Source organism: Micromonospora sp. DT233 (assembly GCF_049841815.1).
Lineage (GTDB): Bacteria > Actinomycetota > Actinomycetes > Mycobacteriales > Micromonosporaceae > Micromonospora.
In genome coordinates, this window is sequence record NZ_JBNCLB010000015.1 from 100,726 (window position 1) to 114,673 (window position 13,948).

Consider the following 13,948-nt stretch of genomic DNA (forward strand, 5'->3'; position numbering starts at 1 on the left):
AAAAGCGAGGGTCGTCGCCGTCGGGTCCCGGAGCGTCCTGGCTCAGCCCAGCGCATCCATCAGGGTGCTGACATAGGCGTCGAGCCGCTCCTCCACGACGCGCGTCGTGAGCTCTGCCCGCCCCGCCTCCCGCCACGGCTGCGATACCAATCGCACTTCCTCGGAGCACGCCAGCCCGTCCCGCACCTGCCAGTACAGCCGCTCGCTCGCGGACGCGGCCAGCCGCCCGCCGGCCTGCTCGTACGCCTGCGCGAACCGTAGACCCCACGCCGGGCCGTGCAGCAGTGCGAGATTGGTGCAGCAGTGCGCCACATCGAGATCCGCCGGGCCCCAGGAGGTCGCCGCCCAGTCGACGACGCCGACGATCCGGGTGCCTGTCGGCCTTGCGGGCGACACGTCGAACAGCACGTTGCCGGGTTGGAAGTCCCGGTGCAGAAAGCGTCCCTCATAGGGCGGCGCGGGCCGACGGATCACGGCTATCGCCGCGTCCCAGGCGGCCTGGTCGGCGCCCCTCGGAATCACGACGGTGTCCGCGGTGGTCAGCGTCACGTACTCCTTGGGTCGCTCGGCGGGTCGCAACGCGTGGATCGCCACGAGTTGACGAGCCAGCAGCGGGAGGCGTGTCTCCACTCCCTCGTCGTCGAGGACCGTCCGGCCGGGCACATGCGTCATCAGCAGCGATGGATGCGCGCAGTGCGCGGCGGTCGGATCGACCGCGACCAGCCCCGGAGCAGGCACGTCGGTCCCCGTGAGCAGGGAGAGGGCGGCGGCCTCCCGGTTCAGCCAGTCCTCGGCGTGCGGCACGTAGAACGGGTCGACGAAGCTGCGCAGCACCAGGTCGCGGGTGCTTCCGTCCCGCGCGCCGATGGTCAGCCTCCGCATTTCGGCGGTGATGCCGCCGCGTAGCGCCTCGATCCTGACGATCCGCTCGCCAACCTCCAGGTGCCGGGTGACCCAAGCCAGTGTCAACGGCCGGACAGCGCCCACCTCATCGTGCTTGGACACCGTGCCATCTCATCACGGCGTGTCAGCACCGGGCGACCCGCGCGCAGACCGCCGGGCTAGAGCTGGCCGACGTCGGTGATCCGGACGACGGCGGCGCCGACCTCGTCGGAGGCGGCCAGGTCGATCTCGGCGCTGATGCCCCAGTCGTGGTCGGAGTCCGGGTCGTCGAGGATCTGCCGGACCGTCCACCGCTCGCGGCCCTGCTCGATCATCAGCAGCGCCGGGCCGCGGGCGTCCGGCCCCACCCCGATCGCGTCGTACGACTCGAAGTACGGCTCCAGCGCCTCGGCCCACGCGTCGGCGTCCCAGCCGTCCGCGCCGTCCAGCTCGCCCAGGTCGTACCAGCGGCGCAGCGCGGCCAGCTCCACCCGGCGGAACAGCGCGTTGCGCACCAGCACCCGGAACGCGCGGGCGTTGCGGGTGACCGCCGGCGGCCGGTCGTCGAGATTCGCGTACGCCTCGGCGGCCTCGGCCACGTCGGAGGGGTTGCGCAGCCGCTCCCACTCGTCGATCAGGCTGGAGTCGACCTGGCGGACCAGCTCGCCCAGCCACTCGATGAGGTCGACCAGCTCCTCGGTCTTGGCGTCCTCGGGCACGGTCTGCCGCAGCGTCTTGTACGCGTCGGCAAGGTACCGCAGCACCAGGCCCTCGGAGCGGGTCAGCGAGTAGAACTGCACGAACTCGGTGAAGGTCATCGCCCGCTCGTACATGTCGCGCACGACGGACTTGGGGGAGAGCTCGTGGTCGGCCACCCACGGGTGCCCCTGCCGGTACATCTCGTACGCGGCCTCCAGCAGCTCCGCGAGGGGCTTCGGGTGGGTCACCTCGTCGAGCAGTTCCATGCGGGCCTCGTACTCGATGCCCTCGGCCTTCATCGCGGCGACCGCCTCGCCGCGGGCCTTGAACTGCTGCGCGGAGAGCACCTGGCGGGGGTCGTCGAGGATCGACTCGATCACGCTGAGCACGTCGAGGGCGTACGACGGGCTCTCGCGGTCCAGCAGCTCGATGGCGGCCAGGGCGAGCGGCGAGAGCGGCTGGTTGAGCGCGAAGTCGAGCTGCAGGTCGACGGTGAGCCGGATCCGGCGGCCGGTTTCGTCCGGCTCGGGCAGCTCCTCGACCACTCCGCCGGCGCGCAGCGCCCGGTAGATGGCGATGGCCCGGCGGATGTGCCGGCGGCGGGCGGCGGGCTCCTCGTGGTTGTCGGTGAGCAGGTGCCGCATCGCGGTGAACGCGTCACCGGGGCGGCCGATGACGTTGAGCAGCATCGAGTGGCTGACCCCGAAGCTGGAGGTCAGCGGCTCCGGCTCGGCGTCGACGAGCCGGTCGAAGGTGGGGCGGCCCCAGCCGATCGAGCCCTCCGGCGGCTTCTTGCGCACCACCTTGCGCCGCTTCTTCGGGTCGTCGCCGGCCTTGGCGAGGGCCTTCTCGTTGTCGATGACGTGCTCGGGGGCCTGCACCACGACCCGGCCGATGGTGTCGAAGCCGGCCCGGCCGGCCCGCCCGGCGATCTGGTGGAACTCGCGGTTCTTGAGCAGCCGGGTACGCACGCCGTCGTACTTGCTCAGGCCGGTGAAGAGCACGGTGCGGATGGGCACGTTGATGCCGACGCCGAGGGTGTCGGTGCCGCAGATGACCTTGAGCAGCCCGGCCTGGGCCAGGGTCTCCACGAGCCGGCGGTACTTCGGCAGCATGCCGGCGTGGTGCACGCCGATGCCGTGCCGGACCAGCCGGGACAGGGTCTTGCCGAAGCCGGAGGTGAAGCGGAATCGGCCGATCGCCTCGGCGATCATGTCCTTCTCGGCCCGGGTGGCGACGTTGACGCTGGTCAGCGCCTGGGCGCGCTCCAGCGCGGCGGCCTGGGTGAAGTGCACGACGTAGACCGGGGCCTGCTTGGTGGCCAGCAGCTCCTCGAGGGTCTCGTGCAGCGGCGTCATCGCGTACGTGAAGATGAGCGGGACCGGCCGCTCGACCGAGCGGACGACGGCGGTGGGCCGGCCGGTGCGCCGGGTGAGGTCGTCGACGAAGCGGGTGGTGTCGCCGAGGGTGGCCGACATCAGGACGAACTGCGCCTGCGGCAGCTCGATGATCGGCACCTGCCAGGCCCAGCCCCGGTCCGGCTCGGCGTAGAAGTGGAACTCGTCCATGATCACCTGGCCGACGTCGGCCCGGGCGCCCTCGCGCAGCGCGAGGTTGGCCAGGATCTCGGCGGTGCAGCAGATGATCGGGGCGTCGGCGTTGACGCTGGCGTCGCCGGTGAGCATGCCGACGTTGTCGGCGCCGAATACCTCGCAGAGGGCGAAGAACTTCTCCGACACCAGGGCCTTGATCGGCGCGGTGTAGAAGGTGGTCCGGCTGTCGGCCAGGGCGGCGAAGTGCGCGGCGATCGCGACCAGGCTCTTGCCCGAGCCGGTCGGCGTGTTCATGATCACGTTCGCGCCGGAGACGATCTCGATGACCGCCTCCTCCTGGTGGGAGTAGAGGTCGAGGCCGCGCTCCTTCGCCCAACTGGCGAACGCGTCGAAGAGGGCGTCGGGGTCGGCGGTTGTCGGCAGCGCGGCGGTGAGCGTCATAGCCCGTCCATCGTGCCTGCCGCAGGCCCTCCCGCGCCAACCGGCCCGTCGCCCGACACCGTCGCGCTCACGCGCGGCGGTGGATCAGGTCGAAGACCGGACGGCCGGCTCTCTGCGCGCGGCGCTCGAACTTGGTGACCGGCCGGTGCGCCGGGCGCGGGGCGTACCCGCCGTGCACGTCGCGCAGCCCCGGGTCGGCGGTGAGGGTGGCGCGCATCGACTCGGCGTACTCGGCCCAGTCGGTGGCGCAGTGCAGGGTGCCGCCGGGGACCAGCCGGGAGCGCAGCAGCGCCACGTGCGCCGGGGCGATGATCCGCCGCTTGTGGTGCCGCGACTTCGGCCACGGGTCGGGAAAGAAGACGTGCACCGCGTCCAGCGACGCCTCCGGCAGGGCCCGGACCAGCTCCAGCGCGTCGCCCTCGGCCACCCGGACGTTGCCCAGCCCACCGCTCTCCACCAGGCCCAACAGGCTGGCGATTCCCGGAGTGTGCACCTCCACCGCCAGATAGTCTCGATCCGGGTCCGCGGCGGCCATCGAGGCCGTGGCGTCGCCCATCCCCGAGCCGATCTCCAGCACCAGCGGGGCCCGCCGGCCGAACAGCGACGCCGGGTCCATCGGCGCGGCGAGGCCGTCGGCGATCGTCAGGCCGTACGCCGGCCAGAGCCGGGCCAGGTCGTCGACCTGGCGGGCGCTCATCCGACCCCGCCGGGGGTGGAAGGTGCGGATGTGCGCGGCGTGCGGCACGACGGGGCGCGGGTCGGTGGTGGTCATAGCCAACCGAGCGTACGCGACGAACTCGTCGAAGCTGAATGTGAGGTACGTCCGGAGATGAGATAATTCATCCCGCAGGACGGATCGGGCGGACACGCTGTCCGGCCGGCGCACCGACGACGCCGGGAGGGTTCATGGGAGCAGCGACGCGCCTCGGCGCCGCGCTGGCGGTCGCGATCGCGGCGGCCGTCGGCCCGCTGCCGTGGGCCGGCGCGTCGGCCGCCGGTGCGCCGGCGGCGGCCCCCGCCCCCGGCCCGCCCGGCGGCGGGGAGCAACCCCCCGGCCCGCCCGGCGGCGGCGAGCAACCACCCGGCCCACCTGGCGGTGGGGAGCAGCCCGGCTGGCTCGTCTTCGTCGAGGTCACCCCCGCCACCGTGCAGCCCGGCTACCTGGTCGGCCTGCGGGCGAGCTGCCGCGACAACTCGGTGCCGGCGATCGTGGTCTCCGACGCCTTCGGCCGGGTGGCGGTGCGCCCCGATCGGGGCATGCTCACCGGCACGCCGATGGTCCGCGAGCGCACCCGGCCGGGCAACTACCCGGTGAAGCTGGAGTGCCGCGACGAGGAGACCGCCCGCACGATGCTCCAGGTGGTGAAGAGGCACCCCTCGCCCGCGCCCACCCACTCCCAGCCGGAGCGCCCCACGCACCGCCCCGCCCCGCACCCGAGCCGGGGGCCGAACACCGGCTTCGGCGGCACCGCCGACGACCCCACCTCCGGGCTGCTGCTCCCCGGCGGGCTGGCGCTGACGGTGGCGGGGGCGACCATCGGGATCGTCACGGCCCGCCGGCCCCGCGCCCGCCGTGGCGCGTACCGCCGCTGAGGTCCGCCGTGGCGTCCCCCCGCGCTCCGCAGGCCGCCGACGGGCGGCGGTCGCTGTCGGTGCCGGCGGCCGTGGCCCTGGTGCTGCTCGGCGTCTTCGTCACCGGCGCGGGGCTCGGCCGGGTGGCCGGGCCGTTCGACCGGGACGCCGGCCCGGGGTCCCGGCCCGCCGGCGTGACCGACGACGCCGCCCAATCGGTGGACAGCCGCCCGGTCAGGCTGCGGGTGACGGCGATCGGGGTCGCCGCGCCGGTCCACCCCGTCGGGCAGGCCGCCGACGGGTCGATCGACGTGCCACCGCTGGACCGGGCCGACCAGACCGGCTGGTACGACCGAGGCCCCGCACCGGGCGAGCCGGGCCGGGCCGTCGTCGTCGGGCACGTGGACACCCGCAGCGGCCCGGCGGTCTTCCACCGCCTCGGCGGGCTGCGCACCGGTGACCGGATCGAGGTGACCCGCGCCGACGGCGGCGTGGCGGTCTTCGCGGTGGACTCCGTCGAGCACTTCGGCAAGGACGACCTGCCGGCCGACCGGGTGTACGGCGACGACGGGCCGCCGGAGCTGCGGCTGATCACCTGCGGCGGGGCGTGGGTCGGCGGGCGCACCGGCTACGCCGACAACGTCATCGCCTTCGCCGCCCTGGTCGACACCCGCCACCCCTGACCGGCCGCCCACCCCCTAAAGAACCATTGATCAGTGGCTGTGGACTTCCTCGGCAATGCGGGTCTCCATATGCTCGGCCGTCAATGCGAAATTCTCCCCCACAAGAGGCATCTGGAGGAATTGGTGTACCTCAGGATCGCTCGTACGGCCGCCGCCGTCATGCTCGCGGTCGGTGCCGCCCTGGTGCCGGCCGCCGCGGCCGGCGCCCACCCCGACGCCGACAACGTCGCCGTCTACCCCCCGATCCAGGGCGCGTCGACCTGGGACCGCTTCGGCTACTCGCCGGCGGGCTCGCACCACATTGTCTTCGGCAGCTGGGGCTACCTGAACGACTGGGCGGTCGACATCTACCGCAACCCCGGCGCGACCGTCGTCTCGCCCTTCGGCACCAAGACCGCCTCCGGTCACCCCGTCGCCGTCACCGTGGTCACCGTCCGCCCCGGCTGCGCCACCGGCAACCTCGCCGACGGCGGTTACCGCATCGGCCTCGAAGCCCGGGACACCACGACCGGTCAGATCCTCGGCCGCGCCGACGTCATGCACGTCAACAACAAGCCCGGCGGCATCGTCGTGGGCGCCGGGGTGGGCCCGTGGACCAAGCTCGGCGAGACCGGCAGGTTCCGCTGGTCCTCGTGCTACCAGGTCAGCGGCGACACCGGCGCGCACATCCACCTCGAAGTGATCAACCAGCACCGCTACTCCTGCTATATCGCCCGTGGAGCGAACACCGCCCTCAACGACCTGACCGTGGTCGGCAGGGTCGGCAAGCACTACAGCGGACAGCGTCAGGCCTGCTGAACGGCGAACGGGCCCGCCGCCGGGTGGGCGGGCCCGTTCGGGTTGCGGACGCAGCCAGGGCTGCGTCCCCCACCCCGGGGCCGGGGGGCGCCGCCCGACCGGCCCCCCCAAAAAAGGGGCGCGGGCGGCCCACGCCCGGGGTCGGGGGCGGCCCGGCGCCGGTGCGTCGCGGGCGGGGTCAGGGGCGGCCCATGCCCCGGTACTCCCAGCCGGCCTGCGTCCACAGGGTCGAGTCGAGGCAGTTGCGACCGTCGACCACCCGACGACCGGCGACCAGTTCGCCGAGGGCCACCGGGTCGGCGTTGCGGAAGTCGGCCCACTCGGTGAGCACGCAGACCAGGTCCGCCCCGGTCACCGCGTCGGCCATGGTCGACTCGTACGTCAGCTCGGGGGCCACCCGGCGGGCGTTCTCGGTGCCCTGCGGGTCGTACACGTGCACGTCCGCGCCGGCCTTGCCGAGCAGCCCGGCGACGGCGAGCGCGGGCGCGTCGCGTACGTCGTCGGTGTTGGGTTTGAAGGTCGCGCCGAGCACGGCGATCCGGGTGCCGGAGAGGTCCGGGCCGGCGGGGCCGGTGCGGCGGCCGAGCAGCTCGGCGGCGAGCTGGATCACCCGGGTCCGGCGGCGCAGGTTGATCAGGTCGACCTCGTGCAGGAAGCGCAGCGCCTCCCCGGCGCCCAGCTCCTGCGCGCGGGCCTGGAACGCGCGGATGTCCTTGGGCAGGCAGGCCCCGCCGAAGCCGAGCCCGGCCTGGAGGAAGCGGTTGCCGATGCGGGGGTCGTAGCCGATGGCGCGGGCGAGCTGGGTGACGTCGCCGCCGGAGGCCTCGCAGACCTCGGCCATCGCGTTGATGAAGGAGATCTTGGTGGCCAGGAAGGCGTTCGCGGCGACCTTGACCAGCTCGGCGGTGGCGAAGTCGGTGGCCACCAGCGGGACCTCCCGGTCCTCCGTGGCGGCCAGGTCGAACACGCCCTTGTGGGCGGCGTAGAGCATGCCGTTGGCCCACTCGCTCTTGACGCCCACCACGATCCGGTTGGGACGCAGCACGTCGTCGACGGCGAAGCCCTCCTGGAGGAACTCCGGGCTCCACGCCACCTCGACGCCGAGGTCGGCCGGGGTGTGCTTGCCGACGAGCTGCTCCACCCACTCGGCGGTGCCGACCGGCACGGTGGACTTGCCGACGATCAGCGACTTGCGGGTGAGGTGCTGGGCGAGGCTGGTCACGGAGGCCTCGACGTAGGACAGGTCGGCGCCCAGCCCGTCGGCGCGCTGCGGGGTCCCCACGCAGATGAAGTGCACGTCGCCGAAGTCGGCGGTCTCGGCGATGTCGGTGCTGAAGCGCAGCCGGCCGGCGGCCAGGTTGCGGCGCAGCAGCTCGTCGAGGCCGGGCTCGTGGATCGGCACCTCGCCGGCGTTGAGCTTGGCGATCTTCTCCGCGTCGACGTCGAAGCCGAGCACCTCGTAGCCCAGCTCGGCGTAGCAGATGGCGTACGTCGCGCCGAGGTACCCGGTGCCGAGGAAGGTCACTCGGGGGCGGGCCGCGCCCGACGGCGGGGTGACCGCCGCGATGGCCGGCATCGGTTGGGTGTTCGGGTACGGGATCGTCACGCCTGTCTCTCCGCTCGCGCTGGCGGCGCTTCGTCGCGTCGCATTCGGCTGCGGCGCCTGGCCGGGCACCGAAGGGGGATTGTGTCGCTCTGGGCCAACCCGTGCTCTCTGGGCTCACCCGTGCCCGCCGAGGCCACCGTCAGGCCCGAGCCTACGCGGCGGTAAGGATCAACCGGGCGTTGGTCGCTATCCTTGCGCTTGCGCGGTCGGCGGTTCCGAGACGCTACAGACTGGGCATGATAGCGGTGAAGGGGAGGGGCCGACATGGCCGCAGAGCAGTCGTTCGACGCATACCGGTTGCCCGAGGAGCACGAGGCGGTCCGGGCGGCGGTGCGGGCGGTCTGTGCCGCCAAGGTCGCGCCGCACGCCGCCGAGGCGGACGAGAACAGCGAGTTCCCGAAGGCGTCCTACGACGCCCTGCGGGCCGCCGACTTCCACGCCCCGCACATCCCGGTCGCCTACGGCGGCGCGGGGGCGGACGCCCTGGCCACGGCCATCGTGATCGAGGAGGTGGCCCGCGCCTGCGCGTCGTCCTCGCTGATCCCGGCGGTGAACAAGCTGGGCACCCTGCCGCTGCTGCTGGCCGGCTCCGAGGAGCTGAAGCGCAGATACCTGACCCCGGTCGCCGCCGGTGACGCCCTCTTCTCGTACTGCCTCTCCGAGCCGGAGGCGGGCAGCGACGCCGCGTCGATGACGACCAGGGCGGTCCGCGACGGCGACCACTGGGTGCTCAACGGCGTGAAGCGGTGGATCACCAACGCCGGGGTGGCGGAGTACTACACGGTCTTCGCCGTGACGAATCCCACTGCCCGCTCCAAGGGGATCTCGGCGTTCGTGGTCGAGAAGTCCGACGCCGGGGTCAGCTTCGGCGCACCGGAGAAGAAGCTCGGCATCAAGGGCTCGCCGACCCGCGAGGTCTACTTCGACGACGTCCGCATCCCGGCCGACCGCATGATCGGCGCGGAGGGCACCGGCTTCGGCACCGCGATGAAGACCCTGGACCACACCCGGATCACCATCGCCGCGCAGGCCGTCGGCATCGCCCAGGGCGCGCTCGACTACGCCAAGGGGTACGTCCGCGAGCGCAAGCAGTTCGGCAAGCCGGTCGCCGAGTTCCAGGGCGTCCAGTTCATGATCGCCGACATGGGCATGAAGCTGGAGGCGGCCCGGCAGTTGACGTACGCCGCGGCCGGCCGCTCCGAGCGGGGCGACGCCGACCTGACCTACTTCGGGGCGGCGGCCAAGTGCTTCGCCTCGGACGCCGCAATGGAGATCACCACCGACGCGGTGCAGCTCCTCGGCGGCTACGGCTACACCCGGGACTACCCCGTCGAGCGGATGATGCGGGACGCCAAGATCACCCAGATCTACGAGGGCACCAACCAGGTCCAGCGGATCGTGATGGCCCGCCAGCTGCTGCGCGACTGACCGCGCCGACGCGGCGGCACCGTCGCGTACGCCGCTTTCTGCCACCGCCGCGTTCCCCACGGACGCGGCGGCGGCGCATGTCGTCGGCTCAGCGCAGGTCGGTCGTGGTCTCGTCCGCGCGGTTCGCCGGGCGCGGCGGCGCGGACCACGGCGATTCCCCGGCGGTGCGGCGGGGCAGCGGCTCGGTCGGGGTGTCGTCCGGGTAACCCAGGCTGGGCGGGGTGCTGTCCCGGTCCGCTCCGTTGCCGCCCTGCGGCCAGTCGGTGCGGTCGGCGCCGGTGTCGTCCTGCGGCCGCTGCGCGGGGACGGGGCCGGCCACCGGCCGGGGCCAGCGCCGCCAGCGCTGCCCGCTGAACGTCGCCATCAGCAGCAGCACCCCGATCAGGAAGAGGGTGCCGTTCTGCACCGGCAGGTGCAGCGGCAGCGGGTCACCGAAGATCTCCCGGTTCGCGGGGATCCGGTCGCGCACCTCGAACGGGTCGACGAACATCCCGACGTACGGGGTGATCAGCAGCAGCCCGGCGACCAGTGGGCCGAGCGGCGAGAAGCGCAGGGTGCCGAGCAGGCCGAGCAGGATCCCGGCGACGGCGAGGTAGACGGCCGGCTCGATCAGGTTGGCCGTGTTCGACGTGCCGATCTCCACCCAGCGGCCGATGGTGCGGGTCGACCCGTCCTGCCCGAGGGTGATCAACACCCACGTGACGGGGGCCACGACCAGCCCGGCGAGGAAGCTCCAGAGATGTCGCATTGGCGCACCGTACCGTCTTCGGCATGACAGATCATCTCTCCGCCGCGCCGCCGGGCAAGCCCACCTCGTACTCGCGGGTGACGCTCAGCAAAATCATGACCGCCGTCGATGTCAATCTGTACGGGACCGTGCACGGAGGGGTGTTGATGAAGTTCGTCGACGACGTGGCGGGCGCGGCGGCGGCCCGGCACAGCGGCGGGACGGCGGTGACCGCCGCGATCGACGAGATCGTCTTCTCCGAGGCGGTCCGGGTGGGCGATCTGGTGCATGCGCACGCCCAGGTCAACTGGACCGGGCAGACCTCGATGGAGGTGGGCGTGCGGGTGGTCGCCGAGCGGTGGGACTCGGCCGAGGACGAGCCGGTCCGGGTGGCCACGGCGTACCTGGTCTTCGTGGGGGTGGACGTCGGCGGCGCGCCCCGCGCGGTCCGGCCGGTGCTGCCGGAGACCCCGGACGACGAGCGCCGCTACCGGGAGGCCGAGATCCGCCGCGCGCACCGGCTGTCGAGGCGGCGCGCCATCCAGGCCCACCGCGAGGGCTGACCGGGCCGGAGCGACCGTCGGCACGCAGGCCGGGGCGGGCGTCGGTACCGGCGGGTAGGGCAAGATGAGCCCGGGGGCCGGCGCACGGTGTGGTGCGCGGGGCCCGGAGGAGGGTGGAGCTGTGGGTGACGTGCTGTGGACGCCGCCGGCGGACGTGCGCGAGCGGTCCCGCATCGGTGGCTACCTGCGCTGGCTGGCCGAGCACCGGGGGCTGGAGTTCGCCGACTACGACGCGCTGTGGCGCTGGTCGGTCACCGACCTCGACGCGTTCTGGCGCTCGATCTGGGACCATTTCGACGTCGTCGCGCACACCGCGCCGACGGCCACGCTGACCGACCCGGCGATGCCGGGCACCCGTTGGTTCCCCGGCGCCACCCTGAACTACGCCGAGAACGTGCTGCGGATGCCGGGGATGGGCGACGACGACCCGGTGGTGCTCGCGCACGGGCAGACCCGCGCGCCGCAGACCCTGACGGCGGCCGAGCTGCGCGACGGGGTCCGCCGGGTGGCGGCCGGGCTGCGCCGGCTCGGCGTCGGCCCCGGCGACCGGGTGGCCGCGTACGCACCGAACATCCCCGAGACGTACGTGCTGCTGCTGGCCACGGCCAGCCTCGGCGCGGTCTTCTCGTCCTGCGCGCCGGAGTTCGGCACCCGCAGCGTCACCGACCGGTGGCGGCAGATCGAGCCGAAGGTCCTCGTCGCCGTCGACGGCTACCGGTACGGCGACAAGGCCGTCGACCGGCGCGCCGAGGTGGCCGCGATCCGGGCCGCCCTGCCGTCGCTGGCGCACACCGTCTCGATCGCGTACCTCGACCCGGCGGGGGACCCGCCCGCCGGCGCGCTCGCCTGGGCCGAGCTGGCCGCCCCCACCGACGAGCCGCAGACCTTCGCGCCGGTGCCGTTCGACCACCCGCTCTACGTGCTCTACTCCTCCGGCACCACCGGCCTGCCGAAGCCGATCGTGCACGGCCACGGGGGCATCCTGCTGGAGCACCTGAAGATGCTGGCCCTGCACCACGACCTGGGCCCGGCCGACCGCTTCTTCTGGTTCACCACCACCGGCTGGATGATGTGGAACTTCCTGGCCTCCGGGCCGGCGGTGGGCGCGGCGATCGTGCTCTTCGACGGCAACCCCGCCCACCCCGACCTGGGCGGGCTGTGGCGGCTGGCGGCGCAGACGCGGACCACCTACTTCGGCACCTCCGCGCCGTTCCTGCTGGCCTGCCGCAAGGCCGGCCTGGTGCCGAGCCAGCTCGCCGACCTCTCCGCGCTGCGCGGGGTCGGCTCCACCGGGGCGCCGCTGCCCGCCGAGGGCTTCACCTGGGTGTACGCCGCCGTCGGCGACACCCTCCAGTTGCAGTCCCTCTCCGGCGGCACGGACGTCTGCACCGGCTTCGTCGGCGGGGTGCCGCTGCTGCCGGTGCACGCCGGGGAGATCACCTGCCGGGCGCTGGGCGCGAAGGTGGAGGCCCGCTCCGCCGACGGCACCCCGGTCCTCGGCGAGCTGGGCGAGCTGGTGATCACCGCGCCGATGCCGAGCATGCCGGTCGGCTTCTGGAACGACCCGGACGGCGCGCGCTACCGGGAGGCGTACTTCGACGTCTATCCCGGGGTGTGGCGGCACGGCGACTGGATCACCATCAACGACCGGGGCGGCTGCGTGATCACCGGCCGCTCCGACGCCACCCTCAACCGGGGCGGCGTCCGGCTCGGCACCGCCGAGTTCTACTCGGTGGTCGAGGGGCTGGACGAGGTTGTCGACTCGGTGGTGGTGCACCTGGAGGACGACGAGGGCGGCGCGGGGGAGCTGCTGCTCTTCGTGGTCCTCGCCGAGGGCCTGGAGCTGGACGACGAGCTGCGCCGGCGAATCTGCCGCGAGCTGCGCACCGCGCTGTCGCCGAGGCACGTCCCCGACGAGATCCACCAGGTCCGGGCGGTCCCGCGCACCCTGTCGGCGAAGAAGCTGGAGGTCCCGGTCAAGAAGATCCTCACCGGCACCCCGGTCGACGACGCGGCGGCCCGGGGGGCGTTGGCCAACCCGGAGTCCCTGACGGCCTTCGCGGCGCTGGCCCAGCGCCGCGCCACGACGGACACCCCGACCCCGGCCTGACCGCGCCCGCCGGCCCGGGTGGTCGCGCCGGCCCGGTGGCGCGGCGCGGGCGTCAGGAGGCCAGGTCGCGGGTGACCTTCTCGGTGGCCACCCGCGCGGCCACCCGGGCCGGGTCCAGGTTGCCGCAGAGGACGATCGTGGCCCCGGCCGTCAGCGGGGCGAGGAGCCAGTCGACCGGGTCGGGGTGGGTGGCGGCGTCGAGCAGGACCCGGTCGCCGTGGGCGATGCCGAGCTGCGTCGCGCGGGCGGCCGCGCGGCCCAGCAGCTGCGCGTCCTGCGGCCCACCCCGGGGGTACGGGGTGAAGTGGTCGCCGTGGGCCCGCACGGCGAGCACGTAGTCGGCGAAGCCGGCGGGCACCTCGCGCAGCGGCAGGGCGAACGGGGCGAGCGCCAGCGCGTACCGCTCGCCGGAGGGCCACGCCTGCGCCTCGGCGATCCGGTCGGCGGCGGCGAAGAGCACCTCCACCGGGGCGGGGCCCTCGGTCACCGTCAGCCCGGCCGACCAGCAGCCGAGCAGCACGGCGGCGGTCTGCCAGTGCGGCGGCAGCAGCACCCCGGCAGACTCGCCCGGCCCGGCCCCGATCTCGTCGACGAGCATGTTCGCCGTCTTGGCCACCCAGTTGGTCAGCGTCGCCCCGGAGAGCTCGGTGCGTTCGCCGCTGGCGTCGTCGTACCAGGTCAGCAGGGGTCGGGCGGGGTCGGCGGCGGTCACGTCGGCGAGCACTCGGGCAATGTTGTCGGCCATCGGCGCGAACGATACGCCCCCGGCATCCGTGTTCGTGGCCGGCGACAACTCGGCGTACGGTCGGGTCGCAGTCAGCGCCCGGCCCCGGCTCCGGCGTAGGCTGGCCCAAGTGTTGTTTCCCACAGAAGTGCCACCTCAAGG

At 73.4% G+C, this 13,948-nt stretch carries 12 protein-coding genes; 6 read left to right on the top strand and 6 right to left on the bottom strand.

Going from position 1 to position 13,948, the window contains the following annotated elements; all coding sequences use genetic code 11:
* Positions 1 to 42 precede the first annotated feature (42 nt).
* The 3 genes from ACLQ2V_RS24350 to trmB form a co-directional block, all read right to left on the bottom strand.
* Positions 43 to 1,005 (bottom strand): phosphotransferase family protein, encoded by a 963-nt coding sequence (locus ACLQ2V_RS24350; RefSeq protein ID WP_425720890.1) that lies wholly within the window; start codon positions 1,003 to 1,005, stop codon positions 43 to 45.
* A 56-nt stretch (positions 1,006 to 1,061) separates the two neighbouring features.
* Entirely contained in the window at positions 1,062 to 3,575 is a 2,514-nt protein-coding gene (locus tag ACLQ2V_RS24355; protein ID WP_425720891.1) for a DEAD/DEAH box helicase, read from the bottom strand.
* Positions 3,576 to 3,642: 67 nt separating this feature from the next.
* Positions 3,643 to 4,347, bottom strand: coding sequence for a tRNA (guanosine(46)-N7)-methyltransferase TrmB (trmB, locus tag ACLQ2V_RS24360; protein WP_425720892.1), 705 nt, complete (start codon positions 4,345 to 4,347; stop codon positions 3,643 to 3,645).
* A gap of 134 nt (positions 4,348 to 4,481) precedes the next feature.
* On the opposite strand from trmB, the gene ACLQ2V_RS24365 reads away from it, so the two are divergent.
* The 3 genes from ACLQ2V_RS24365 to ACLQ2V_RS24375 all read left to right on the top strand — a co-directional run bounded on the left by ACLQ2V_RS24365 (position 4,482) and on the right by ACLQ2V_RS24375 (position 6,628).
* A complete protein-coding gene (locus ACLQ2V_RS24365) occupies positions 4,482 to 5,168 on the top strand; it encodes a hypothetical protein (protein ID WP_425720893.1) in 687 nt (228 codons plus the stop codon).
* An 8-nt stretch (positions 5,169 to 5,176) separates the two neighbouring features.
* Positions 5,177 to 5,830, top strand: coding sequence for a class F sortase (locus ACLQ2V_RS24370; RefSeq protein ID WP_425720894.1), 654 nt, complete (start codon positions 5,177 to 5,179; stop codon positions 5,828 to 5,830).
* Positions 5,831 to 5,953: 123 nt separating this feature from the next.
* Complete coding sequence (locus tag ACLQ2V_RS24375; protein WP_425720895.1) at positions 5,954 to 6,628, top strand: hypothetical protein; 675 nt, start codon at positions 5,954 to 5,956, stop codon at positions 6,626 to 6,628.
* A gap of 178 nt (positions 6,629 to 6,806) precedes the next feature.
* Here the strand turns inward: ACLQ2V_RS24375 and ACLQ2V_RS24380 are convergent, their stop codons facing one another.
* Positions 6,807 to 8,234, bottom strand: a complete 1,428-nt coding sequence (locus ACLQ2V_RS24380) for a UDP-glucose dehydrogenase family protein (RefSeq protein ID WP_425720896.1) — start codon at positions 8,232 to 8,234, stop codon at positions 6,807 to 6,809.
* 264 nt (positions 8,235 to 8,498) lie between these two features.
* Between ACLQ2V_RS24380 and ACLQ2V_RS24385 the strand changes: the two genes are divergently transcribed.
* The gene (locus tag ACLQ2V_RS24385) at positions 8,499 to 9,662 is read left to right on the top strand and encodes an acyl-CoA dehydrogenase family protein (protein WP_425720897.1); all 1,164 of its coding nucleotides are present in this window, start codon (positions 8,499 to 8,501) and stop codon (positions 9,660 to 9,662) included.
* A gap of 88 nt (positions 9,663 to 9,750) precedes the next feature.
* On the opposite strand, the gene ACLQ2V_RS24390 is transcribed toward ACLQ2V_RS24385, so the two are convergent.
* Positions 9,751 to 10,410 (bottom strand): hypothetical protein, encoded by a 660-nt coding sequence (locus ACLQ2V_RS24390; protein WP_425720898.1) that lies wholly within the window; start codon positions 10,408 to 10,410, stop codon positions 9,751 to 9,753.
* Between the two features lie 23 nt (positions 10,411 to 10,433).
* Here ACLQ2V_RS24390 and ACLQ2V_RS24395 point away from each other — a divergent pair, with 23 nt between their 5' ends.
* Entirely contained in the window at positions 10,434 to 10,952 is a 519-nt protein-coding gene (locus ACLQ2V_RS24395; RefSeq protein WP_425720899.1) for an acyl-CoA thioesterase, read from the top strand.
* Positions 10,953 to 11,073: 121 nt separating this feature from the next.
* Positions 11,074 to 13,062, top strand: a complete 1,989-nt coding sequence (locus ACLQ2V_RS24400; protein ID WP_425720900.1) for an acetoacetate--CoA ligase — start codon at positions 11,074 to 11,076, stop codon at positions 13,060 to 13,062.
* A 52-nt stretch (positions 13,063 to 13,114) separates the two neighbouring features.
* Here the strand turns inward: ACLQ2V_RS24400 and ACLQ2V_RS24405 are convergent, their stop codons facing one another.
* Entirely contained in the window at positions 13,115 to 13,807 is a 693-nt protein-coding gene (locus tag ACLQ2V_RS24405) for a TIGR03089 family protein (protein ID WP_425720901.1), read from the bottom strand.
* Positions 13,808 to 13,948 lie beyond the last annotated feature (141 nt).

Bases quoted from the DNA above. Each gene is read 5' to 3' on its own strand.
- trmB (WP_425720892.1), bottom strand. From the start codon at position 4,347: ATGACCACCACCGACCCGCGCCCCGTCGTGCCGCACGCCGCGCACATC.
- ACLQ2V_RS24365 (WP_425720893.1), top strand. From the start codon at position 4,482: ATGGGAGCAGCGACGCGCCTCGGCGCCGCGCTGGCGGTCGCGATCGCG.
- ACLQ2V_RS24385 (WP_425720897.1), top strand. From the start codon at position 8,499: ATGGCCGCAGAGCAGTCGTTCGACGCATACCGGTTGCCCGAGGAGCAC.
- ACLQ2V_RS24390 (WP_425720898.1), bottom strand. From the start codon at position 10,410: ATGCGACATCTCTGGAGCTTCCTCGCCGGGCTGGTCGTGGCCCCCGTC.
- ACLQ2V_RS24355 (WP_425720891.1), bottom strand. From the start codon at position 3,575: ATGACGCTCACCGCCGCGCTGCCGACAACCGCCGACCCCGACGCCCTC.
- ACLQ2V_RS24405 (WP_425720901.1), bottom strand. From the start codon at position 13,807: ATGGCCGACAACATTGCCCGAGTGCTCGCCGACGTGACCGCCGCCGAC.
- ACLQ2V_RS24395 (WP_425720899.1), top strand. From the start codon at position 10,434: ATGACAGATCATCTCTCCGCCGCGCCGCCGGGCAAGCCCACCTCGTAC.